Source organism: Pseudomonas sp. 9_2_1 (assembly GCF_059295275.1).
Window position 1 is genome coordinate 2,851,548 of sequence record NZ_CM181239.1, and the last position, 23,953, is coordinate 2,875,500.

The following is a 23,953-nucleotide window of genomic DNA, read 5'->3' on the forward strand; positions in this document are numbered from 1 at the left end:
CATTTGCCAAGATGTCAAGCATGAAACCGGTTTCAAAACATTTCTGAACGCGTTAGATTATTCGGCTGTCTTCTTGATGGCCTATCAAGATCAACACCCACATTGAAAAACAGATGGCGCCTGTCAAGGCCGCCACAGCCGATGAGGATTCCAATGCCTGAGCATGCCCCGGACAACCCGCGCAGGGATTTCCTGCGCAAGACCCTGACCCTGATCCCGGTCGTTACCGTGGCCAGTACCGGGCTAGGGGCAGGTGCCAGCCAACTGCTTGCCGCCCCGCAGCCCGAGCCCAAAGTGCCTGCCGCTCCACCGGCGGGCCATTACCAGCCGACCTTCTTCAGCGCTGAAGAATGGGCCTTTGTGCAGGCCGCGGTGTCGCGCATCATCCCGGCGGACGAACTGGGCCCCGGCGCGCTCGAAGCCGGCGCCGCCGAATTCATCGACCGGCAGATGAACACCCCCTATGCGACGGGCGCGCAGTGGTACATGCACGGCCCGTTCAACGCCGATGCTGCCCCCGAGATGGGCTACCAGTTGCAACTCAGCCCCCAGCAGATCTACCGCCTGGGCATCGCCGCCGTGGATGGCTGGTGCAAGGCCAATGGCGGTCAGGTTTTTGCTGCGCAAGATAGCGCTACCCGCGACCGTATTCTCAGCAAAGTCGAGGCTGGAGAGCTGCTTTTCGACACCGTCCCGGCCAAGGTGTTTTTCAGCTTGCTGGTGCAGAACACCCGTGAAGGGTTTTTCTGCGACCCGATCCACGGTGGCAACAAGGGCATGGTCGGCTGGACCCAGATCGGCTTCCCGGGTGCCCGCGCCGATTTCATGGACTGGGTCGAGCGCAATGAACCGTACCCGTTCCCGGCTGTTTCGATTCGTGGTGAGAGGGCCTGAGGCATGGCGACTGTGTTGAAAAAAGTGGATGCGGTGATCGTTGGTTTCGGCTGGGCCGGCGCCATCATGGCCAAGGAACTCACCGAAGCTGGCCTGCACGTGGTGGCCCTGGAACGCGGGCCGATGCAGGACACGTACCCGCAAGGCAGCTACCCGCAGGTGATCGACGAGCTGACCTACAGCGTGCGCAAGAAGCTGTTTGTCGATGTGTCGAAAGAAACCGTCACCATCCGCCACGGCGCGCATGACGTGGCGCTGCCCAATCGCCAGCTCGGCGCCTTCCTGCCAGGTAAAGGCGTAGGCGGCGCGGGCCTGCACTGGTCGGGTGTGCACTTTCGGGTCGACCCGGTCGAGCTGCGCATGCGCAGCCACTACGAAGAGCGCTACGGCCGCAAGTTCATCCCCGAAGACATGACTATCCAGGACTTTGGCGTCAGCTATGAAGAGCTGGAGCCGTATTTCGACTTTGCCGAAAAGGTCTTCGGCACCTCCGGCCAGGCCTGGACGGTCAAGGGCCAGGTGGTCGGTGAAGGGAAGGGCGGCAACCCTTATGCGCCGGACCGTTCCAGCGCGTTCCCGCTGCCTGCACAGAAGAACGTAGTGTCGGCCAGGCTGTTCGAAAAGGCCGCCAGCAGCCTGGGCTACAAGCCCTACAACCTGCCGTCGGCCAACACCTCAGGCCCGTATACCAACCCCTACGGGGCGCAGATGGGCCCCTGCAACTTCTGTGGCTTCTGCAGCGGTTACGTGTGCTACATGTACTCCAAGGCCTCGCCCAACGTGAACATTCTGCCCGCGTTGCGCCAGGTGCCCAACTTCGAGCTGCGGCCTGACGCCCACGTGCTGCGGGTAAACCTGGACGACAGCAAGCGCAAGGCTACCGGCGTGACCTACATCGATGCCCAGGGGCGCGAGGTGGAACAGCCGGCAGAGCTGGTGATCCTGGCCGCGTTCCAGTTCAACAACGTGCGCCTGATGTTGCTGTCCGGCATTGGCAAGCCTTATGACCCGGTGCAGAACGAAGGCGTGGTCGGCCGTAACTTCGCCTACCAGAACATGGGTACGGTCAAGGCGTTCTTCGACAAGGATACCTACACCAACAACTTCATCGGCGCCGGTGGCAACGGCATCGCCATCGATGACTTCAACGCCGACAACTTCGACCACGGCCCCCACGGCTTCGTCGGTGGCTCGCCGATGTGGGTGAACCAGGCCGGCAGCCGGCCGATTGCCGGCACCGCCAACCCGCCCGGTACACCAGCCTGGGGCAGCGCCTGGAAAAAGGCCACGGCCGATTACTACACCCACCAGGTCTCGATGGACGCCCACGGCGCTCACCAGTCGTACCGTGGCAATTACCTGGACCTCGACCCGACCTACCGCGACGCCTACGGCCAGCCACTGCTGCGCATGACCTTCGACTGGCAGGAAAACGACATCAGGATGAACCAGTTCATGGTCGACAAGCTGAGCAAGATCGCCCAGGCAATGAACCCCAAAGCCATTGCTGTGCTGGGCAAGCAGGTCAAGGACCACTTCAACACCGCCAGCTACCAGACCACCCACCTCAACGGCGGGGCGATCATGGGCACCGATCCGAAGACCAGCGCGCTGAACCGTTACCTGCAAAGCTGGGATGTGCATAACGTTTTCGTGCCAGGGGCATCGGCGTTTCCGCAGGGCCTGGGCTACAACCCGACCGGGCTGGTGGCCGCGCTGACCTACTGGTCAGCCCGCGCCATTCGTGAGCAGTACCTGAAAAACCCCGGCCCGCTGGTCCAGGCTTGAGGAGCGATGAACATGAAGACACTGTTGATCGCAACCCTGCTGCTGGGCGCCAGTGCAACGGCACAGGCCACCGCCAATGAAGACGCCCAGGTGCGTCAGGGCGAGTACCTGGCGCGTGCCGGCGACTGTGTGGCCTGCCATACCGCCAAGGGCGGCAAGCCGTTCGCCGGCGGGCTGCCGATGGAAACTCCCATCGGTACGGTGTACTCGACCAACATCACCCCGTCGGCCAGCGGCATTGGCCAGTACAGCTTCGAAGACTTCGACCAGGCCGTGCGCAGGGGCATCGGCAAGGACGGCAGCACGCTGTATCCGGCAATGCCATACCCCTCGTACGCGCGGGTCGGCGAGCAGGATATGCAGGCGCTGTACGCCTATTTCATGAGGGGCGTGGAGCCGGTCGAACAGGCGAACAAGGCCACGGATATCCCGTGGCCGTTGAGCATGCGCTGGCCGCTGGCGATCTGGCGCGGGATGTTTGCACCAGAGGCCAGGCCGTGGCAGGCATCGGCGGCAGCCGACCCGGTGGTGAACCGGGGGGCGTACCTGGTCGAAGGCCTGGGGCACTGTGGCGCCTGCCATACGCCGCGCGCGCTGACCATGCAGGAGAAAGCACTCAGTGCAGAGGATGGCGCGCAGTTCCTGGCTGGCAGCGCGCCGCTGGAGGGCTGGATTGCGAAGAACCTGCGTGGTGACCACAAGGACGGCTTGGGCAGCTGGAGCGAAGCGCAGCTGGTGCAGTTTCTGAAGACCGGGCGCAGCGACCGCAGCGCGGTGTTTGGCGGCATGAGCGACGTGGTCGAGCACAGCATGCAGCACATGACGGATGCCGACCTGACAGCCATCGCCCGTTACCTGAAGACATTGCCGCCGAGCAACCCTGACGACAAGCCGCATGTGTATGACAAGCAGGTGGCGCAGGCGCTATGGCAAGGGGACGACAGCAAGCCGGGCGCGGCGGTGTATATCGACAACTGCGCGGCTTGCCACCGCACTGATGGCCAGGGCTATACCCGGGTGTTCCCGGCCCTGGCTGGCAACCCGGTGGTGCAGACGGCGGATGCCACGTCGCTGATTCATGTGGTGCTGGCAGGCGGCACGATACCGGCGACGCACACCGCGCCGTCGAACTTCACCATGCCGGCGTTTGGATGGCGGCTGAGTGACCAGGAGGTTGCTGAAGTGGTGAATTTCATTCGGAGTAGCTGGGGGAACCAAGGGGATGCTGTCAGTGCAGGTGATGTGAAAGCGCTTCGCTAAGGTTGCATCAGGGCTGACAGTAGCCTGCCGCGCCATGTGCAGCGCCTGTGAGATCGAGCGCCGCCCGCGCGGCGCTTCGCGGGTGAACCCGCTCCCACATTTGTTGCAACGTACCAAACCTGTCAGGCCATGGTTGCCAGCCTTGTCGGGCCGACGCGATTTCATGGCTGGCGCATCTGCCGCCACGCTCGCCTTGAGTCATGCACCAAGGCGGGAAACGCCGCTTTTACAGGCATGGCCACGTTGCAACAAATGTGGGAGCGGGTTTACCCGCGAAGCGCCGCGCGGGCGGCGCTCGATCTCATAGGCGCTGCATCTCTTGTGGCAAACACCTGCCAGGCCTGATGCATTCCCTATGAAAACCGCCATGCCGCTCCCAAAATTAAACGCCCCAGCCCAACTAAATGTTGACGAACACGCATACTTTTGCTGTATTGAAACCGGTTTCATCGCTACCACAACAATCATAAGGACTGCCCATGACCGACGCGCCTGCCCATCACCGCGAACGGGTCACCATCAGCGAAGTTGCGCGTGTCGCTGGCGTCTCCAAGGCCACCGTTTCGCGCTACATCGGTGGCGACCGCCAGTTGCTGGCCGAAGCCACCGCCAAGCGCCTGGCCGAGGTCATCGAGCGCCTCGGCTACCGTCCCAACCAGATGGCCCGTGGGCTGAAGCGCGGCCAGACGCGCCTGATCGGCATGCTGGTGGCCGATATCCTCAACCCTTATTCAGTGGCGGTGATGCATGGTGTGGAAACCGCCTGCCGTCAGCACGGCTACAGCCTGGTGGTATGCAACACCAACCGCGACGACGAGCAGGAGCGCCATCACCTGGTAGCCCTGCAGAGCTACAACGTCGAAGGGCTGATCGTGAACACTCTCGGCCATCACCCCGGCGAACTGCTCAATTTGCAACGCGAAATCCCCATGGTACTGATCGACCGCCAGCTGCCCGAGCTGGAGGTCGACCTGGTCGGCCTGGATAACTTCGATGCGGTCGAGCAAGCGCTCGACCACCTCCAGGCACAAGGTTACCGGGATATCCTGGCCGTCACCGAGCCGCTCGATGGCACCAGCTCGCGGCAGGAGCGGGTGCAAGCGTTCGGCCAGTCGATCAGCCGTCGCCCCGGCATGCGCCAGCAGGTGCTGGAAACCAGCGCCGGGCTGGGCGCCCAGCTGGCTTCGTTTCTGGCCGCCAGCGGCCATGGCCCGCAGGCCATCTTCACCTGCAACGGCGTCGCCACCTTGGCGGTGACCCGCGCCCTGCACGAGGCCGGGCGCAATCTGTTCGCAGACGTCGGGCTGATCGCCCTCGACGACCTCGACTGGTTCCCCTTGGTCGGCACGGGTATCACAGCCCTGGCCCAGCCCACCGAGCGTATCGGCGTGACGGCATTCGAAAGCCTGCTCGGCCGCCTGCGCGGCGTCAGCGGGGCAGCCCGGCGCATCGACTTCAAGGCCGACCTGATCATCCGCGGTTCAACTCACCCACGCTAACCAGTGGCAGGCATTGGCGTGCCTGCTGTCGACAACAAATGAAACCGGTTTCATAAGGACAACAACAATGCACGCGAACCCCGTTTCCATCAGCCTCTCCAGCTATGGCGCCGACTTTGTCCGGCAACGTGGCCAGGAGCAGTTTCTTGACCTGCTGGCAGCCGCCGGCGTCGCCCGTGTCGAGTTGCGCGAAGAGTTGTTCGCCACTACTCCCGACGCAGCAGCGCTGGGTGCGGTCATTGCCGCGCTGGACCTGGAGTGCCTGTATTCCACACCGCTTGAACTGTGGACCGAGCAAGGCCTGCCTGACCCGCAATTGACGCACAAGCTGGACACTGCTCACGCCCTGGGGGCGGTAGCGCTCAAGGTTTCGCTGGGGCACTACCATGAGCGCTGCGACATGGCCGCCCTGGCAGCGCTGTTGCCTGTGCACGGGCCGCTGCTGCTGGTGGAGAACGACCAGACTCGCCAAGGCGGTCGTATCGAACCGCTGCAGCACTTCTTGCAGCGCGCCGACCAGCTTGGGCTGCGCCTGGGCATGACCTTCGACATTGGTAACTGGCAGTGGCAGGGCGAGCCTGCAGCACAAGCCGCGCGCCAACTTGGCCGGTGGGTGCGCTATGTGCACTGCAAAGCCGTTCAGCGCCTGGCCGATGGTCGTCTGGCTGCCGTACCACCCCAAGCAGCCGACCTGCGGGAGTGGGCCGGGCTCATGGCGGAATTCGCCCCGGGTGTGGTGCGCGCCGTCGAGTACCCGCTGGTCAGCGACGACCTGCTGACGCTGACCCGTGCTCAGGTGCGCGACCTGTCGCTGCTGGGGCTGCAGGCGGCATCGACCGGGGAGCTGAGCCATGCATGAGCAAGACGTGCTGTGCTTCGGCGAGACCATGGCCATGTTCGTCGCTGAGCAGGCGGGGGACCTGGCCAGTGCCGGCCAGTTTGGCAAGCGCATTGCCGGCGCCGACAGCAATGTTGCCATCGGCCTTGCGCGGCTGGGCTTCAAGGTCCGCTGGCTGAGCCGTGTAGGCAACGATTCGCTGGGCCGTTTCGTGCTCGACAGCCTGCGCCGCGAAGGCCTGGACTGCTCCGCCGTCGAGGTGGACGCCAGTTGCCCCACCGGCTTCCAGCTCAAGGCCCGCTGCGACGATGGCAGTGACCCGGCGGTGGAGTATTTCCGCCGCGGCTCGGCGGCCAGCCGGCTGTCGCCAGCGCACGTGGCCCCAGGTTTGCTGCAGGCCCGTCACTTGCACGCCACCGGCATCCCGCTGGCGCTGTCGGAGGGCTGTAGGGCCTTGTCCCACGCACTGGTGGACGCCATGCGCGCAGCCGGGCGCAGCATCTCGTTCGACCCCAACCTGCGCCCGTCGCTGTGGCCGGACCCCCGCACCATGGTGCGGGAGATCAACCGCCTGGCGGTCAAGGCCGACTGGGTCTTGCCGGGCCTGGAAGAGGGCCGGTTGCTGACCGGCCAGCATACCCCGGCAGACATCGCCGCTTTCTACCTCGACCAGGGGGTAGAGCTGGTAGTGATCAAGCTGGGCGACGCGGGGGCCTATTTCCGCAGCGCCAAGGGCGAAGGGCAGGTGGCTTCGGTGCCGGTCAGCCAGGTGGTGGACACCGTCGGCGCTGGCGATGCCTTTGCCGTGGGCGTGCTCAGTGCGCTACTGGAAGGCCGCGCAGTGGCCGGGGCGGTAGCGCGTGGCAACTGGTGCGGCAGCCGCGCCGTGCAGTCGCGCGGCGACATGGAAGGGTTGCCATTGCGCCATGAACTGGAGGCTCACGAACTGCGCATCAGCGCGTGAACAGCCGAACCGCGTCACCTGTTGCAACAAAAACAAAAAGCTCAGGAGAAACAAACCATGCAAAGCCAAAGCCTGGCACCGCGCCGCTGGTGGTACATCATACCGATCGTGTTCTTCACCTATAGCCTGGCGTACCTGGACCGCGCCAATTACGGTTTCGCTGCAGCTTCCGGCATGGCCGAAGACCTGCACATCACCCCCGTGCTGTCGTCGCTGCTGGGGGCGCTGTTCTTCCTCGGGTACTTCTTCTTCCAGGTACCCGGCGCCATCTATGCCGAAAAGCGCAGCGTAAAAAAGCTGATCTTCGTTTCGTTGATCCTCTGGGGCGGGCTTGCCACGCTCACCGGCATGGTCAGCAACGTGTACATGCTGATCGGGATCCGCTTCCTGCTCGGGGTGGTGGAGGCGGCAGTGATGCCGGCGATGCTGGTGTACCTGTGCCATTGGTTCACGCGTGCCGAGCGTTCGCGGGCCAATACCTTCCTGATGCTCGGCAACCCGGTGACGATCCTGTGGATGTCGGTGGTATCGGGCTACCTGATCAAACACTTCGACTGGCGCTGGATGTTCATCATCGAGGGCCTCCCGGCGGTCATCTGGGCATTTTTCTGGTGGCGCCTGGTGGACGACCGGCCGGCCCAGGTGAGCTGGCTGAGCGAGCAGGAGAAGGCTGACTTGCAGCAGGCGCTGGCGGCCGAGCAGCAGGGCATCAAACCGATGAAGAACTACCGCGAGGCGTTCCGTTCGCCGCAGGTGATCATCCTGGCGCTGCAGTACTTCTGCTGGAGCATCGGCGTTTATGGCTTCGTTCTCTGGCTGCCGTCGATTCTCAAGCAGGCGGCCAACGTCGATATCGTCCAGGCCGGCTGGCTGGCATCGGTGCCTTACCTGGCGGCCGTGCTGGCCATGGTCGGGGTGTCCTGGGCATCCGACCGCCTGCAGAAGCGCAAGCGCTTCGTCTGGCCGCCGCTGCTGATTGCTGCCGTGGCGTTCTACGGCTCGTATGCCTTGGGCACCGAGCACTTCTGGCTGTCGTATGCGCTGCTGGTGGTCGCCGGCGCTTGCATGTATGCACCGTATGGCCCGTTCTTCGCCATCGTCCCCGAAATCCTGCCAGCCAACGTTGCCGGCGGCGCCATGGCGCTGATCAACAGCATGGGCGCGCTGGGCTCTTTCGGCGGCTCGTGGCTGGTGGGCTACCTCAACGGCGCCACCGGTGGCCCGGGCGCGTCGTACCTGTTCATGTGTGGCGCGCTGCTCACCGCAGTGGCGCTGACTGCCGTACTCAATACCTCGCAGACATCTGGTCGAGCCAAACGCGGCAGCTCGCGCCTTGCCATGAATCATTAGGAAACCGCAATGAAAAAGCGAATCGTGCTGTACAAACGCCTGTCCGATGACCTGATGGCACGCTTGCACGAGCGGGTCGAGGTGACTTGGGTGGACACTACCCAGGCCGATGGCCTGGCCCGCTTGCGCGACGCCTTGCCGGGCGCCCATGGGTTGCTGGGCGCGAGCTTGCGTGTGGACGCCGGCCTGCTCGACCTGGCACCACAGCTGGAGGTCGTGTCCAGCGTTTCGGTGGGCGTGGACAACTATGACATTGCCGAGCTCAACCGGCGAGGCGTGATGTTGACCAACACACCTGACGTGCTCACCGAAACTACTGCCGACACGGGGTTTGCCCTGATCCTGGCGACTGCCAGGCGGGTAGTGGAGCTGGCGAACTGGGTGCGTGAAGGGCGCTGGCAGGCCAACCTGGGGCCCGCACAGTTTGGCAGTGATGTGCATGGCAAGACGCTGGGTATCGTCGGCATGGGCCGTATCGGCGAAGCCCTGGCCCGGCGTGCTGCGGCGGGCTTTGGTATGCGCGTGCTCTACCATAGCCGAAACGCCAGGCCCGAAGTGGAGGCGCGTTATGCCGCGCGCCAATGCAGCCTGGATGAGCTGTTGCAACAGGCGGATTTCGTTTGCCTGACGGTGCCGCTCAGTGCCAACACCGAAGGCCTGATTGGCGCACGTGAACTGGCGCTGATGAAGCCTGAGGCGATACTGGTGAACATCTCGCGTGGGCGCGTGGTGGATGAGGAGGCGCTGATCGAGGCGCTGCGGGCCCGGCGCATACGCGGGGCGGGGCTGGATGTTTTTGTGCACGAGCCGTTGGCGGTGGATTCGCCGCTGTTGCAGCTTGATAACGTGGTGGCGACACCGCATATCGGCTCGGCGACCGAGGAAACCCGTCAGGCCATGGCGCGGTGTGCGGTGGACAACTTGCTCAGCGCGCTGGCCGGTGAGCGGCCTGCGAACCTGGTTAATGAAGTGTGTGGTGCTTGAAATCAAGGGGCCGCGTTGCGGCCCATCGCCGGCAAGCCAGCTCCCACACGGACTGCGCAAGGCCCAAGCCACCAAAGATCTGTGGTAGCTGGCTTGCCTGCGATGGCCCAAGCCTTCAAAGACCTGTGGGAGCTGGCTTGCCGGCGATGGGCTGCGCAGCAGCCCCAGATACCATGCAGATCTAGCGACAATTACCGGCTTTTCGATAACCCGCTGCCTGCGCCTCTCCTTCGGTGGCGAAGCTGACCTGGTTCTTTGCCGCCACCTGGTTGTAGCCCGGGCAACCCACCGATAGGTGATAAACGTGGCTGTTGCGGTTGCCCAGCACCGCGCCTACCGACCCGGCACTGGCCAGGCTCGGCTTGGCCTCTGGCTTAGCCGCCTTGGCCGGCACCGCTTGCACCACACCAGCGCCTGCCGGCTTGTAGTCGGCTGTCCATTTGCGCTCGCCGGTCACGAACGGGTTGGCATGCCCCATGATCGCGGCAATGCGCCGGTCGCGCTCTTTTTCCCAGGCCGATACCGGGTGCTGCTTGTCCCAGGCCATCAACAACTGCTGTTGCTGGCGCGACATGCTCAACTTGTAACGGTCGAACATGTAGAACGTGGTGCGGGCTACCAGACCTTTCACTTCGTCACGCGGCTCCGCAGCGCGCTGGGCGAAATCGACCTTGGTGGTGCACTGGCCATATTCGCCGCTATTGCCGGCGACCATTCCATAATTGAAGTTGCTGCGGTCACCATTCACCTCACCCACGGCCGGGTACAGGTTGAACAGGTCGGCCTCCATGGCGCGGAACACCGGGTCGTCATCCACGCAGTGCTCGCGGCCGCCGTTCTTCCAGCACTGGCGCTGGTTGCCGAAGGTGTGCGCGGGCACGATATGTTCCCACTCGGTACGCTCGGCGCGGTTCTGCTGCTTGCGGGTCTGGTAACCGCAGGAGGCCGCATCAATGCGCCCGCCAGACTTGCCCACCCAAGTCCATTTGCAACCGCAGTACAGGTCGCCCATGGCACTGCTGGCCTGGTCCAGATAAACCTTCTGTTTGGCTACCACCTTGGCCTCGGTGAAGGTCGCAGGCGGGTTGGCCAAGGCGGGCAGGGTGAAGGAAAACACTAAGGTTACGGCGTAAAGCAGTGATTTCATGGGGAAAACATATTTCAGATTGGGGCGCGCATTGTAATGCTTTCGCCGTGGGTGACTAGCTCGCCTAGCCACACCAGTGGTAGGTTCGGGTCGTTGCTGCCCAAGCGGCTGAAGGTGTCAGAGTCGAGCATTTTCCGCGCCCAGCGCTACTTGAAGCCGGTCACCGCGTGGGGCACGTAAGGCGCCTGCAGCCGGGCCACTTCGTCTGCGCTCAGCTGTAGCCCCATTGCCGCCAGCGCATCATCCAGGTGCCCCGGTTTCGATGCACCGACAATCGGCGCTGATACGCCAGGTTTGCCCAACACCCACGCCAGCGCCACCTGGGCCATCGGCACGCCGCGTTCGCCGGCGATCTGCTCGACCACATCGATCACCCGGCCGTCTTCCAGCTCGGTCTTTTCATAGAACGACTGCCCGGACACATCGGTGCGCGTGCGCTCGGTCTGCAACCCGTGCGGCCGGGTCAGGCGGCCACGGGCCATCGGGCTCCAGGGCATCAGGCCAACGCCCTGGTCCAGGCACAGCGGGATCATCTCGCGTTCTTCCTCGCGGTAGATCAGGTTGAGGTAGTTCTGCATCGACACGAATCGGCTCCAGCCGTTGCTGGCCGCTACCTGCTGGGCCTTGGCGAACTGCCAGGCGTACATCGACGAGGCGCCGATGTAGCGCGCCTTGCCGGCCTTGACCACGTCATGCAGGGCTTCCATGGTTTCCTCGATGGGGGTGTGGTAGTCCCAGCGATGAATCTGGTACAGGTCGACGTAGTCGGTGCCCAGGCGGGTGAGGCTGGCGTCGATGCTGGCCATGATTGCCTTGCGCGACAGGCCTTGCTCATTGGGGCGGGTGGCGCCTTCCCACATGTTGGCGGGGAAGAACACCTTGGTGGCGATCACCGTTTCTTCGCGGCGGGTGAATTCCTTGAGCAGTTTGCCAACGATGATTTCCGAGGTGCCGGCGGAATAGCTATTGGCCGTGTCGAAGAAGTTGATGCCTTGCTCGACGGCGTGGCGGATGATCGGCCGGCTGGCGTCTTCGCCCAAGGTCCACGGGTGGGTGCCGGCATCCGGCTCGCCAAAGGTCATGCAGCCCAGGCACAGCCTGGAGATATCGAGCCCGGTACTGCCCAGTTTCACGTATTGCATCATCGTCTCCTTGAAAGGAACGTCATATCTGTAGGAGCAGCCTTGCGCTGCGAAGAGTCCAGTATTGGCAATGTATGTACATATCAGACAGGCCTTTTCGCAGCACAACGCTGCGTCTACAGGCGATGGGCCGCAAAGCGGCCCCGATTGCTTGACTGACTGGCATTCGCCCCGAAGGCTGGCCTCAATGCCCGCCCTTCATCCGCCGCGCCACCAGGTAGATACCCAGGCCGACCAGCGCCGTCGCAGCACCGATGTACCCGGTGCTGGTCCAGCCCATGCCTGCAGTGATCGCCATGCCACCCAGCCACGGCCCCAGCGCATTGGCCAGGTTGAACGCCGCATGGTTCGATGCCGCCGCCAGGCTTGGGGCTTCATGGGCAATGTCCATCAGGCGGATCTGCAGCGGCGCTGCCAGGGCAATCATGGTGCCTACCAGGGCAATGCCCAGCAGCAGGCTCCACAGTGCCTGCGCGGCAAAGGTGAAGAACAGCAGCACAGCAACCGACCACACCAGTACCAGCCCCACAGCGCGGAACTGCAGGCGGTCGAACAGTTTGCCGCCCGCGATGTTACCGACGATGCCGCCCACGCCGAATGCCGCCAGGCCGAATGGAATCCATTGCGGCGACGCCTGGGTCACCTGCAGCATGGTCGGTGCCAGGTAGCTGAACACGCAGAACATGCCGGCAAAACCGATCGAGGCGATGGCCAGTGCCATCCATACCTGCGGCAGGGCAAAGGCTTGCAGTTCCTTACGCGGGTCACTGCGCACTTCATCGTGACGTTGGGGCACGCAACGCCACACCAGCACCATGGTGCACAACGCGATGGCGCCCACCAGCACGAATGCCGAACGCCAACCGAAGTACTGGCCCAGCAGCGTGGCGACCGGGTTGCCAAGCAGCATGGCCAGGGTCAGCCCCATCATCACCCGCGCCACCGCACCTGCCCGCTGGTCCTTGGCCACCATGCTCGATGCCACTACCGCGGCGATGCCGAAGTAGGCGCCGTGGGGCAGGCCGCTGATGAAGCGGAACGCGACCAGGCCACCGAATGAGGGCGCGAAAGCGGTTGCCAGGTTGCCGAGGGCATACAGCAGCATCAACAGCAGCAGCATGTGCTTGCGCAGCAGCTTGGCGCCGAGAATCGCCAGCGTGGGGGCACCGACCATGACCCCCAGCGCATAGGCACTGATTGCATGGCCCACTTGCGGTTCGCTCAATTGCAGGTTGCTGGCGATGTCGGGCATCAGGCCCATGATGGCGAACTCGCCGGTGCCGATGGCGAAGCTTCCCAGCGCCATGGCCGCTTCCATCTTGGCGACTGTGCTTTTACTGGGGAGAGGGGGGTGTTCCTGGACTGACATCTGGATCCTTATTGAAACATGCTGAAACGTTCAAGGTGGGATCATAGTCAATCTGTGACTGCAACGTCGAGGAAGCGCCCAGCTTCCTCGCATTCGGCTGGCGTCCGGTGCGTATCAACGGGTTATTGGCTTTGGGCGCTGCCTTGGGATTTTCATCATCCAGGGGAACTCGCGGCAAACAATACGAACCGCAATCACAATGTCAGCTTCTTGCTGAACTTGGTCTCCATCACAATGTGCGAAGCCGTATGGGTCACGCCCTTGATCATGTTGATACACGTCAGCTCGGCATTCAGCTCGCCCAGGGTGTGTGTGGTCAGGTGGATGATGAAATCCATTTCGCCCGACACCGCATACACCGCCTGCACCGAGTCCATCTTGCGCAAGGTGGTCATCACGTCGGTGTAGCTCTTGTTGCTGCACGAGGTCATGGTGAAGCAGTTGATCACCTGCTGCAGCTTGTCCTGGTCGATGCGCACGCTGTAGCCGGTGATCACCCCGGCGTTTTCCAGGCGGTTGATGCGCTCTTGCACCGCTGAGCGCGATACGCCCAGCTTGCGCGCCAGCGACGCGGTGGGCTCGCGGGCGTTGGCCTGCAGCAGCGCCAGCAATTGCCTGTCCTTTTCGGTGAGTTTGAACAGTGCGCCGGGGGGGAGGGCGTCCATGGCAGTTCCTGGTTGTCGTTCTAGTTGCTGTGCTGCGCGCGGGCTTCCTGGAACTTGTCCATCAGCTTAAGCCCGGCATACACGGTCTGGGCCGCGGCCGGCCCGAATGGTCCGCCGTTCCATTGCAGCCCATAGGCGTCGAACAGGCGGTAGCGGTCGGTTTCGCCGCAGACCGCCTCGGCGACCACTCGCGCGCCCACGGGTGCGGTGTTCATACCATGGCCCCCAAATGAAGTACAGGCCCACAGCCCCGGGCCCAGCGGGCCGATGTGCGGCATCTTGTGGCGGGCGTAGCCCATCAGCCCGGACCAGGCCTTGGCAATTTTCAGGCCCTGCAACTGTGGGTACACGCTCAGGATGTCGCGGGTCAGCAACTGCCCCAGGCGCTGTTCGTCCTGCAGGTTGCGCGTGGTGATATGGCCGCCCCACAGCAGGCGGTCGCCTTCGACAATGCGGTAGTAGTCCGAGGCGCGGCGGTTGTCACCCACCGCATCCGTGGTACGTACCACGTCACGCAAGCGCTCACCCAGGTGTTCGGTGAGCACGACATAGGTGGCAATCGGCAAGAACGCCCGGCGCAGCGCGCCGAACTCGGGGCCACCGTAGCCGCCGCAGCAATACACCACGTCGTTGCAGATAACCGCGCCGTGGGCGGTGCTCACGCGATGATGGCCGTTGTTGTGCTGTACCTGCAACATGGGCGACTGTTCGTGAATGCGGCCACCGGCAAGCTCGACCAGTTCGGCCAGGCCGAGGCAGTAGTTCAGTGGGTGGAAATGAAAACCGTGGCTGTCGCGCAAGCCCTGGAAGTAGCGGTCGGTGTTCAGGCGGCTGCGCAGCGCATCGGTACCCAGGTATTCCATCTCGAAACCGAAGTCGCGGGCCATGCGGTCGCGGGTGCGCTGCAAGTTGTCGGCGTCGTCGTAGCGCACCACGCTGAGCTTGCCGGCAGTGGCAGCGCAGCCTGGCAACTGGTTCTGCGCGATGGTGTCGCGGACGATATCCACCCCTTCCAGCGACAAGCGGAACAATGCAGCGGCGGTGGGCTTGCCGCAGCGTCCCTCGATCGCCGAAAGCCCTTCGGACCAGCCTTGCAGCACGAAGCCGCCATTGCGCCCGGAAGCGCCCCAGGCCACCCGTGCGGCCTCGAGCAGTACCACCGAACGACCACGCGCCAGCAGTTCGCGGGCCACGCTCAGGCCGGCCAGGCCACCGCCGATGACGCACACGTCAGCGCGGGTCTGGCCGCTCAGTGCCGGGCGCTGCGCGGCGGGGCGCATGGTCCCGGTGTAATAGTTGTTGCTGTAGCTGGACATCGCCTGGGGCTTCCTTTGGCTAGGGTTTGCAGGTCTGGCGGGCACGGGGCGGCCGCACGCCCTTCAGCAGAAGGGCGCTGGCCTGCGGGTCAGGGGTTACTGGACTTGCGTGAGGTCGGCGCCGTACCACTTCTCGGACAGCTGCTTCAGCGTGCCGTCGGCCTTCATGCCGTCGACGGCCTTGGCCAGCTCGGCGTTGAAGGCGTCGTCGCCCTTGTCGGTGGCGATGGCCAGCGGCTCGTAGTAGGCGGGCTTGCCCTGCACCGGGGCAATCGGGTAGCCGGCCTTGATCGCGCCCATGATGGTTGGCAGCGCCGACAGCGTGGCGTCCAGGCGCGTGCCATTGCCCATGCGCAGGTCATCCAGCGGGCCCATGCTGTCGCCGTAGGTCTGTACAGCGCCCGGCTCGACGCTGTAGCTGAAGGCGGGCACGTCCGCCGCGTCGATCTTCAACCGACGGTTGATGTAGTCCTCGGAGGTGGTGCCCGCTTCGACGCCGATGGTCTTGCCGTTGAGGTCGGCAGCGCTGGCGCCGGCGGCGTCCTTGTGCACGGCGAATACGTACGGGGTGTAGTAGTAGATCGCCGGGAAGTCGAGCACCCGGCCACGTTCGGTGGTGGGCGTCATCGAGCCGACCGACAGGTCCCAGCGGCTGGCCCAGCGTCCGGCGGTGATGATGCCGTACTCGGGGGTGACGAACGCCACCTGGGTGCCCAGGCGTTTGCCGATCTCGTTGGCCACGTCGATGTCGAAGCCCTGGAGTGTGTTGTCCTCGCCGAGGAACGACTGCGGTGGCCAGTTGGCCGCCGTGGCCACTTTCATCACCTTGCCCTGGTGGATGCGCTCCAGGGTGGCGCCCGCCCAGGCGGTGCTGGCCATCAGGGCCAGGCTGGCGGCGACGGCGGTAGAAGCGAACAAGCGTGCGACTGGGTTCATTCGGTAAGTCTCCGGGTATGCGTTTGTTGTTGTGGTGTTGGCACAGCGGTAGACACAGGCCTCAGTGGCTGAGGATCTGCGAGAGAAACTCCCTGGCGCGCGCATGGCGTGGGTTGTCGAAGAATTCGCTGGGCTGGCCCTGCTCGATGACCTGGCCGTGGTCCATGAAAATGATGCGGTCGGCGACCCGTCGGGCAAAGCCCATTTCGTGGGTGACGCAAAGCATGGTGATGCCGTCCTGGGCCAGTTCGCCCATCACGTCGAGCACCTCCTTGACCATTTCCGGGTCCAGCGCCGAGGTGGGTTCGTCGAACAGCATGATCCGCGGCTTCATGCACAGCGCTCGGGCAATCGCCACGCGCTGTTGCTGGCCGCCGGAAAGCTGCCCCGGAAACTTGTCGGCCTGGCTGGCGATACGCACCCGGTCCAGGTACTCCAGGGCCAGCGCGCGGGCCTGGGTGTCGCTGAGCTTGCTGACCAGGCGCGGGCCGAGCATCAGGTTTTCCAGCACGGTCAGGTGCGGGAACAGGTTGAACTGCTGGAACACCATGCCCACCTGGCGGCGCACGGCAGCCACGCTGGCGGCGTCGCGGCCCAGCGGGTTGCCGGCGATCAGCACCTGGCCTTTCTGGAAGTCCTCAAGCAGGTTCAGGCAGCGGATCAGCGTGGACTTGCCCGAGCCGGACGGGCCACAGACCACCACGATCTCGCCGCTGGCGATCTCCAGGTCGATGCCCTTGAGCACGTGAAACTCGCCGTACCATTTCTGCAGGCCGCGAATGGACACGGCGGCCTGGGTGGCAGCGGGGGTGAAAGGCTGGTTCATCATCAGGCTCCTCGATCAGCGGTGTGCGCGGTCGAAACGTTTTTCCAGACGTGACTGCACGGTTTCCAGCAGGATCGACAGGACCCAGTACAGGACAGCGGCGGTGATCAGCATTTCCAGGTGGCGGAACTCTGCACGGCCTTGGGTGCGGGCGAGGAACATCAACTCCCAGACGCCGATTACCGACACCAGCGAGCTGTCCTTGAGCATGGAGATGAACTGGTTGCCCGTAGGCGGGATGATCAGCCGCATCGACTGCGGCAGGATCACCCGGGTCATGGCCTGGAAGGGTGTCAGGCCAATCGCCCGCGAGGCTTCCCATTGACCGCGCGGGATGCTGCTGATGCCGGCACGGAAGATCTCGGTCATATAGGCGCCGTAACACAGCGACAACGCCAGGATGCCTGCCGGCACTGCGCCGACCACATAGCCGAGCTGGGGGATGCCGAGGTAGATCAGGTAGATCTGGATCAGCAGTGGCACGCCGCGGAAAAACGATGTGTAGAAGCTGGCAATGGCGATGGCGAAGCCGTTGGACGACAACCGTGCGGTGGCGCCCAGCAGTGCCAGGACGAAGGCGATGGCGATCGAGATCGTGGAGACGTAGACAGTCGTGAACACCCCTTGGGTGATCATGAAGCCAACCTTGCTGGCGATGAAGCTGTAGGACAGGTCGAAGGTGCCGAAGAACAGCAGGAACAGCAGCAACAGTTCGCACCAGACCGTGATCACCTGGGCCCGCAGCGGAAAACGGCCGAGGATGAACAGGTTCAGTACCAGGGTGATTGCCAGCGTCCCGGCCACCGCGATGTTGCGCAGCAAAGGTGCCTGCAGGTCGAGCACGATCGGCCCCATCAGCCGGGCCAGGCTACCGTCGCCGACGCCATAAAGCAGGGCGAGCGCAAATATCACGGCAGTGACCAGGCCCATGAAGGCCGGGTTGTCAGTGGCGCGCGGTTTGACGATGTGGTCTCTGTACATGGGGGTCGTGCCTCACGGAGCTGGGCTCGTTTGTTGTTGTGAGGCCATTGTAGGGAGGCGAAGCGCAGGCAAGAACCTGTCGAAATGCAATGAATCAACAGTTTTCGCTGGCACTTGAACGGGTTGTATCGCGACAAATGCAGATCGATACCCGGCGGATTGTTGGCGTGCTATCGGGTGGAGTACAAATGTACTACCGAACGACCTGGCAGCAATGTGGGGCCTGGCACCGGCTTTGCCGGTGTTCGCGGCTAACGCCGCTCCTACAGGTACCGCGCAACACCTGTGGGAGCTACTGTCTTGCTCAGAATCCAGAAGCTTGCGAGATCCCTGTGGAGCGGCTTTAGCCGCGAAAGGGCCGGAACAGGCTGGTATCAACGCTCCAGGTAATGCGTCTGCGCGGCAAAGTCGATAAACCGCTTGCTGGCCAACGACAGATACTCCCCCGAGCGCCAGCACAACCGGAAGCTCATCTGCTGCGCCGGCCGGAACGGCACGCCGACGATGCCCGGGGTACGCTGCTGCACCGAGCGCAGCAGGGTGGCCACGCCCATGTTGTCCAGCGCAGCCTGCACCACCAGCGAAACGAAGTTGCTCTGCAGGGCCACCTGGTAGGTGATGCCATGCTCGGCGAAAAACGCGTCCAGCAGCTGGCGCTGCACGAACGTACGGTCAAATACCACCATATCGGTATTGCGCAAGTCTTCGGCGGTGAGAAAGGCCTTGCCGGCATAGGGATGGTCGGGGTGCATGCAGCCCAGCATCTCGTCACTGCCCAGCAGGATCGATTCCTTGTCGGGCGGTACGCGCCTGGACTCCAGCAGGGCCAAGTCGATTTCCCGCTGCTCCAGTCGCTGGCCAATATCTTCGGCACTGCCTTCGAACACGGTCATGGCAATGCCCGGGTACAACTGGCGGAAGGCGTTCATCAACCCGGGCACGTAGTGCAGGCCGAACATCGGCGGAATGCCCAGGCGCACTTCGCCTCGTTTCAGGTCGGCCATGTCGCGCAGCTCTTGCCGGGCAATATCCATCTCGCGCAGCGCCGAGGCAATGCGTGGCAGGAACTGCTCGCCCTCGGCAGTGAGTATGACTTTGCGGGTAGTGCGGTTGAACAAGGTCACGCCCAGTTCTTCTTCCAGCCGGGTAACCGCCATGCTCAGCGCCGGCTGGGCAATGTGCAGGTGCTGCGCGGCCTTGGTGAAGCTGCCCTGCCGGACGATCTCGACGCAGCAGCGCAATGCCTTGAGGTTCATTGAGGGGAACTACCTTTCATGCCTGGAGCATTCATAACGAAATGTGATGCCAAGCATCATAACAATATATTTATTATTATTAACCAGAGGGCCTACGATGCGCGCCACTGAGACATCCTGCAACATCTCAGTCACACAGCTTAATAAATCTGCAATCCCACGAAGATTTTGAGGTAGTACCCCAAATGGCCAAGGCCGCCGATGTCGTTGTGCAATGCCTGGAAAACGAAGGTGTCGAGTATGTATTCGGCATTCCCGGTGAGGAAAACCTCGACCTGCTCGAATCCCTGCGCAAGTCGAAGATCAAGCTGGTACTGACCCGTCATGAGCAGTCTGCAGGTTTCATGGCTGCCACCTACGGTCGCCTGACCGGCAAGACCGGCGTCAGCCTGTCAACCCTCGGCCCTGGCGCCACCAACCTGGTCACCGCCAGCGCCTACGCCTACCTGGGCGGCATGCCGATGATGATGATCACCGGGCAGAAGCCGATCAAGAAGTCCAAGCAGGGCCGCTTCCAGATCATTGACGTGTGCGGCATGATGGACCCCATCACCAAGTACACCCACCAGTTCGCCTCGGCCGACAACATCCCGGCGCGCATGCGCGAAGCCTTCCGCCTGGCCGAAGAAGAAAAGCCGGGTGCGGTCCACCTGGAGCTGCCGGAAGACATCGCCGCCGAGCAGACCGATGCACTGCCGATCCCGCGCAGCCTGCACCGCCGCCCGCTGGCCGAGCACGTCGCCATCGAAGCTGCATTGGAAAAGCTGCAGAACGCCCGTAGCCCGATCCTGGTGATCGGCGCCGGCGCCAACCGCAAGATGACCGCCAAGGTCCTCAAGCAGCTGATCGACAAGACCGGCATCCCGTTCATCACCACCCAGATGGGTAAAGGTGTGGTCGACGAGCGTCATCCACGCTTCCTCGGCAACGCCGCGCTGTCGTCCGGTGACTTCGTTCACCGCGCCGTCGAGGCCGCCGACCTGATCATCAACATCGGCCACGATGTGATCGAGAAGCCGCCGTTCTTCATGGTCCGCGGTGGCACCGAAGTCATCCACATCAACTTCCGCTCGGCCGAAGTCGATGCCGTGTACTTCCCGCAGGTGGAGGTGATCGGCGACATCGCCAACGCCGTGTGGCAGATCAGCGAAGCCCTGAACGACACTTCGCACTGGGACTTCACCCGCCTGCTGGCCATTCGTGAGGCCAACGAAGCGCAGATCGCCGAAGGCGCTGACGACAACCGCTTCCCGGTGTACCCGCAGCGCATGGTTGCCGATATCCGTCGCGTACTGCCGTCCGAAGGCATCGTTGCTCTGGACAACGGCATCTACAAGATCTGGTTCGCCCGTAACTACAAGGCGCACAAGCCCAACACCGTGCTGCTGGACAACGCCCTGGCGACCATGGGCGCCGGCCTGCCATCGGCAATGGCCGCGCACCTGGTGCACCCGGACCGCCCGGTGATTTCGGTATGTGGCGACGGCGGCTTCATGATGAACAGCCAGGAGCTGGAAACTGCAGTGCGCCTGAACATGCACATCACCGTGGTGATCCTGCGTGACGATGGCTACGGCATGATCCGCTGGAAACAGGCCAACATGGGCTTCACCGATTTTGGCCTGGACTACGGCAACCCGGACTTCGTCAAATACGCCGAAGCGTACGGTGCCAACGGCCACCGCGTGGAAAGCGCCGAAGGCCTGCTGCCGCTGCTGGAACACTGCATCAAGACCCCAGGCGTGCACGTGATCGACTGCCCGGTCGATTACAGCGAGAACGACCGCATCCTCAACAGCGAGCTGCGCGAGCGCGCGCTGGCGGTGTAACGCATGGCCCCACAGGTACGACGCATCGGCGCCGTACCTGTGGGTGCAACTGTCTTCTGTAGTAGATCGCCCAGCCCATTGGGCTGCGCTGTCGTGCAGAGAACTGATGCTGGGCGCTCCGCGTACCCTGTGGGAGCGGCTTTAGCCGCGAACACCGGCGAAGCCGGTGCCATATACCGTGTTGGATTCTTCGCGGGTGAACCCCCTCCCACACAATACCGCCCCGGCTTACATCAGTGAGGCCCTGGTCGCAGAGTGGCCCAATTGCCTCAGCGCAGAAGACCTTGCAGGCTGGCCAGGATGGTATTGGCATCATAAGGCTTGCGCGTGACGGGAACGTGCCCCAGGTGCTCGGGAATGCTGACACCCTCGCCGTAACCCGTGGCAAACAGGAACGGCACCTGCTGGCGCAGCAGTTCATCGGCGACGGATATCGACGTCCCGGTCCCCAGATTCACATCCAGTATCGCAACGTCCGGTTTGCGTTTGGCAAGCAAGCGTATTGCCTCGTCTTCGGAGCTTGCGGTAATCACCTCCCTGATCTGCGCATCGTTCAGAATCTGCTCCAGGCCTACCGCTATCACCAACTGGTCCTCGAGGATCAGTACGCACAAGCCTGGCCGGCCTGCAAAAGCCTCGGCTGCCCGGGCGATGGGCAAGGCCAGGGTAGGGGGTTCGATCTCTTCGGCTACGGACAGGTGCTTGGCCGGGATCCTGAAAAACCCTTGCAGTCCTTCGGGGTGATACTCCACCGTGCTGGTACCGCCCAGGTCGAACGGTATGCTGCGCTCGATAAGCACCGAGCCAAAGCCCCTGCGGCTCGGGGGACGAATCACCGGCCCGGCGCTTTCACGCCAGTGGATGTCGCAGGCGTAGGCGGCGTCGACTGCCCAATGTACCGCAAGCTTGCCGCCTGCCCGCGACAGCGCACCATACTTGGCAGCGTTGGTGGCCAGCTCGTGCAGCACCAGCGCCATGACCGAGTAGGCGCGCGCATCCAGGATCACGTTCGGGCCGTGCAACTCGATCATGCCGGCGGCAGTGCGGTAGGGCGAGAGCTCGGCCTCGAGCAGCATGGCCAGGCGCCCGCCACCATCACCACGCACCACCTGGTCATGGGCAAGTGACAAGGCCTGGATGCGCCCCTTCAAGGTCGCCACATAGTCCTGCAGGGTCTGGCTTTCCGTGGTGGGGTGGGCGACCAGCGCGCCAATCAGCGAGAGGATGTTCTTGACCCGGTGGTTGAGTTCTTCGTTGAGGATGCGCTGGCGCATGTCGGCCTTGGAGCGCTCGCTGGCAAGCAACTCGCTGTTGTGCAACACCACCTCGACGATGGCGGAGCGGATGGCATCGCCGAACTGGCGGTCCTGTTCGGTCCACGGCAGCGACTGCTGGTGAACGGTCTCTTTCCAGATGGCGAAGCTCTTGCGCGGCGTCAGGCGATCGCCCAGCGCGCCGCTGTCATAGGTCTTGTTCGGATCGCCGGCCCAGTCGAGGGTCTCGATCACTTCCTTGCGGAAGAAGATCAGGTAGTCCCGTGGGCGCTGTGACATCGGGATGATCAGCACGCCAGAGACATCGGTGCTGTACGCCTGGGCTGACAGGTGCACCGTCGAGAGCCGGTTGGACGCCCAGGTGCGGCCTTCGGCGACCATGTCTGCCAGGCGCAGCAATTCAGGCACAGCCGACGTGGGCGGGGCCAGCCCGGCAGATGCCCAGCGGCCTTGCAGCGACATGCCAATGCCATCGCAGGGGATCAGCGACATGAACTGCGGCAGGCGCGCGTGGAAGAACCCGTCGATATCTTCAGACTTGCTGGCATCGCGCAGCATGCGGCCCAGTGCCTTGTGCACCTGCACCGCGGTTTCGAGCCTTTGCCGGCTGCGCAACGTCTCGATATGCAGCGCGAAAAACTCGCCGAACATTTCCGCAGCCACCCGTTGCCCCATGGCCAGGGTACGTGGCGCGTAATGATGGCAAGCGATCATCCCCCAGAGCTCGCCGTTGACGATGACCGAAATCGACATCGAGCCGCGCACGCCCATGTTGCTCAGGTACTCGCAATGGATCGGCGAGACACTGCGCAGGTGCGCGTAGGACAGGTCGAGCGGCTCGCCTGACGGGTCGAGTACAGGGTCGAGGGCCACGGCCTTGAACTGTGCGTCGGAAATGACCCGGATCGGGTTGCGCAAATACAGCGCGCGGGCCTGCTTGGGGATGTCGGAGGCAGGAAAATACTGGCCCATGAAGCTTTCCAGGCCGTTGCGCCTGGCCTCGGCTACTACCTTGCCGGCGCCATCGGCACCCAGCTGGTAGATCATCACCCGGTCGTAGCCGAGCACGGCGCGGACAAAACGCGCGGCGTCGCGGAACAGCTTGGTGGTCTGGTCGATTTCGCGCAGCTGGCCGATCAAGGTGCGGGCCAGTTCTATCGGCTCGGCGATGCTGGCGCCTGCGGGCTCGAGCTCGAGGATCGCCGTGCCCTTGAACGTGTGGGCCGCGACATCGACGGCCTGGCCGCTGGGCAGCACCACGCCGAAACTGAGCGCTGGCCGCGCAGCTTCGCGGGTGCGCGCCAAGGCGTTGCGCAGGGTATGCGCCACCTCGTCGCCCAGTACCGCATGCAGCTTCTGACCGTTCAGTTCACCCGTTACGCCGAGCAAGGCTTGCGCATTGAGCGAGTGGCGCAGGATGGTGCTGGCTGACACGTCACAGGCCAGCAGGCAGCCATGGGGCTGGATGCTGCCGGGTATCTGGATGGGCTCGCGGTCGCAGTTGGTCAGGTTTACTTCAGGGTTGGAGGTCATTGGCCCGTGCCTGTGGGGGAAATGAAAAGGCCGCCAGCAGGGCCGCCGCCGTCAGCCTAGCAGGCATTGTTCGGCTTGGGGATAGCAAGCCGGCCAGGCGCG

19 protein-coding genes are annotated in these 23,953 nt (G+C 63.6%); 9 read left to right on the plus strand and 10 right to left on the minus strand.

Going from position 1 to position 23,953, the window contains the following annotated elements:
- Window positions 1–153: 153 nt before the first annotated feature.
- The 8 genes from AC5O5I_RS12790 to AC5O5I_RS12825 all read left to right on the plus strand — a co-directional run bounded on the left by AC5O5I_RS12790 (window position 154) and on the right by AC5O5I_RS12825 (window position 9,577).
- Window positions 154–894: a gluconate 2-dehydrogenase subunit 3 family protein gene (locus AC5O5I_RS12790; RefSeq protein ID WP_172227828.1), complete on the plus strand. Its 741-nt coding sequence runs from the start codon at window positions 154–156 to the stop codon at window positions 892–894.
- A 3-nt stretch (window positions 895–897) separates the two neighbouring features.
- A complete protein-coding gene (locus tag AC5O5I_RS12795) occupies window positions 898–2,682 on the plus strand; it encodes a GMC family oxidoreductase (RefSeq protein WP_172227830.1) in 1,785 nt (594 codons plus the stop codon).
- A gap of 12 nt (window positions 2,683–2,694) precedes the next feature.
- Window positions 2,695–3,942 carry a c-type cytochrome gene (locus tag AC5O5I_RS12800; RefSeq protein ID WP_494512676.1) on the plus strand — a complete coding sequence of 416 codons (1,248 nt, stop codon included), beginning with the start codon at window positions 2,695–2,697 and terminating at the stop codon, window positions 3,940–3,942.
- 479 nt (window positions 3,943–4,421) lie between these two features.
- A complete protein-coding gene (locus AC5O5I_RS12805) occupies window positions 4,422–5,441 on the plus strand; it encodes a LacI family DNA-binding transcriptional regulator (RefSeq protein ID WP_494512677.1) in 1,020 nt (339 codons plus the stop codon).
- A gap of 67 nt (window positions 5,442–5,508) precedes the next feature.
- Window positions 5,509–6,300, plus strand: a complete 792-nt coding sequence (locus AC5O5I_RS12810; protein ID WP_172286513.1) for an AP endonuclease — start codon at window positions 5,509–5,511, stop codon at window positions 6,298–6,300.
- The gene (locus AC5O5I_RS12815; protein WP_172286512.1) at window positions 6,293–7,243 is read left to right on the plus strand and encodes a sugar kinase; all 951 of its coding nucleotides are present in this window, start codon (window positions 6,293–6,295) and stop codon (window positions 7,241–7,243) included. Before AC5O5I_RS12810 ends, AC5O5I_RS12815 begins: the two co-directional genes overlap by 8 nt.
- A gap of 57 nt (window positions 7,244–7,300) precedes the next feature.
- The gene (locus tag AC5O5I_RS12820) at window positions 7,301–8,593 is read left to right on the plus strand and encodes an MFS transporter (RefSeq protein WP_172286511.1); all 1,293 of its coding nucleotides are present in this window, start codon (window positions 7,301–7,303) and stop codon (window positions 8,591–8,593) included.
- 9 nt (window positions 8,594–8,602) lie between these two features.
- Window positions 8,603–9,577, plus strand: coding sequence for a 2-hydroxyacid dehydrogenase (locus AC5O5I_RS12825; protein WP_172286510.1), 975 nt, complete (start codon window positions 8,603–8,605; stop codon window positions 9,575–9,577).
- 181 nt (window positions 9,578–9,758) lie between these two features.
- On the opposite strand, the gene AC5O5I_RS12830 is transcribed toward AC5O5I_RS12825, so the two are convergent.
- The 9 genes from AC5O5I_RS12830 to AC5O5I_RS12870 all read right to left on the minus strand — a co-directional run bounded on the left by AC5O5I_RS12830 (window position 9,759) and on the right by AC5O5I_RS12870 (window position 19,215).
- Window positions 9,759–10,724 (minus strand): endonuclease, encoded by a 966-nt coding sequence (locus AC5O5I_RS12830; RefSeq protein WP_172286509.1) that lies wholly within the window; start codon window positions 10,722–10,724, stop codon window positions 9,759–9,761.
- Between the two features lie 146 nt (window positions 10,725–10,870).
- On the minus strand, window positions 10,871–11,866 hold the full coding sequence (locus tag AC5O5I_RS12835; RefSeq protein ID WP_494512678.1) for an aldo/keto reductase: 996 nt from the start codon (window positions 11,864–11,866) through the stop codon (window positions 10,871–10,873).
- Window positions 11,867–12,050: 184 nt separating this feature from the next.
- Window positions 12,051–13,235 carry an MFS transporter gene (locus AC5O5I_RS12840; RefSeq protein WP_494512679.1) on the minus strand — a complete coding sequence of 395 codons (1,185 nt, stop codon included), beginning with the start codon at window positions 13,233–13,235 and terminating at the stop codon, window positions 12,051–12,053.
- A gap of 194 nt (window positions 13,236–13,429) precedes the next feature.
- A complete protein-coding gene (locus tag AC5O5I_RS12845) occupies window positions 13,430–13,900 on the minus strand; it encodes an Lrp/AsnC family transcriptional regulator (protein WP_172227525.1) in 471 nt (156 codons plus the stop codon).
- A gap of 20 nt (window positions 13,901–13,920) precedes the next feature.
- Window positions 13,921–15,216, minus strand: coding sequence for an NAD(P)/FAD-dependent oxidoreductase (locus AC5O5I_RS12850; RefSeq protein WP_172286506.1), 1,296 nt, complete (start codon window positions 15,214–15,216; stop codon window positions 13,921–13,923).
- A gap of 96 nt (window positions 15,217–15,312) precedes the next feature.
- Complete coding sequence (locus tag AC5O5I_RS12855; RefSeq protein ID WP_172227529.1) at window positions 15,313–16,152, minus strand: ABC transporter substrate-binding protein; 840 nt, start codon at window positions 16,150–16,152, stop codon at window positions 15,313–15,315.
- Between the two features lie 61 nt (window positions 16,153–16,213).
- Window positions 16,214–16,978 (minus strand): amino acid ABC transporter ATP-binding protein, encoded by a 765-nt coding sequence (locus tag AC5O5I_RS12860; RefSeq protein ID WP_172286505.1) that lies wholly within the window; start codon window positions 16,976–16,978, stop codon window positions 16,214–16,216.
- A 15-nt stretch (window positions 16,979–16,993) separates the two neighbouring features.
- The gene (locus AC5O5I_RS12865) at window positions 16,994–17,959 is read right to left on the minus strand and encodes an amino acid ABC transporter permease (protein WP_172286504.1); all 966 of its coding nucleotides are present in this window, start codon (window positions 17,957–17,959) and stop codon (window positions 16,994–16,996) included.
- A 374-nt stretch (window positions 17,960–18,333) separates the two neighbouring features.
- A complete protein-coding gene (locus AC5O5I_RS12870; protein WP_172227535.1) occupies window positions 18,334–19,215 on the minus strand; it encodes a LysR family transcriptional regulator in 882 nt (293 codons plus the stop codon).
- A gap of 185 nt (window positions 19,216–19,400) precedes the next feature.
- Here AC5O5I_RS12870 and AC5O5I_RS12875 point away from each other — a divergent pair, with 185 nt between their 5' ends.
- On the plus strand, window positions 19,401–21,044 hold the full coding sequence (locus AC5O5I_RS12875; RefSeq protein WP_494512680.1) for an acetolactate synthase large subunit: 1,644 nt from the start codon (window positions 19,401–19,403) through the stop codon (window positions 21,042–21,044).
- A gap of 269 nt (window positions 21,045–21,313) precedes the next feature.
- Here AC5O5I_RS12875 and AC5O5I_RS12880 read toward each other — a convergent pair whose 3' ends face one another.
- Window positions 21,314–23,851: an HWE histidine kinase domain-containing protein gene (locus AC5O5I_RS12880; protein WP_494512681.1), complete on the minus strand. Its 2,538-nt coding sequence runs from the start codon at window positions 23,849–23,851 to the stop codon at window positions 21,314–21,316.
- Between the last annotated feature and the right edge of the window lie 102 nt (window positions 23,852–23,953).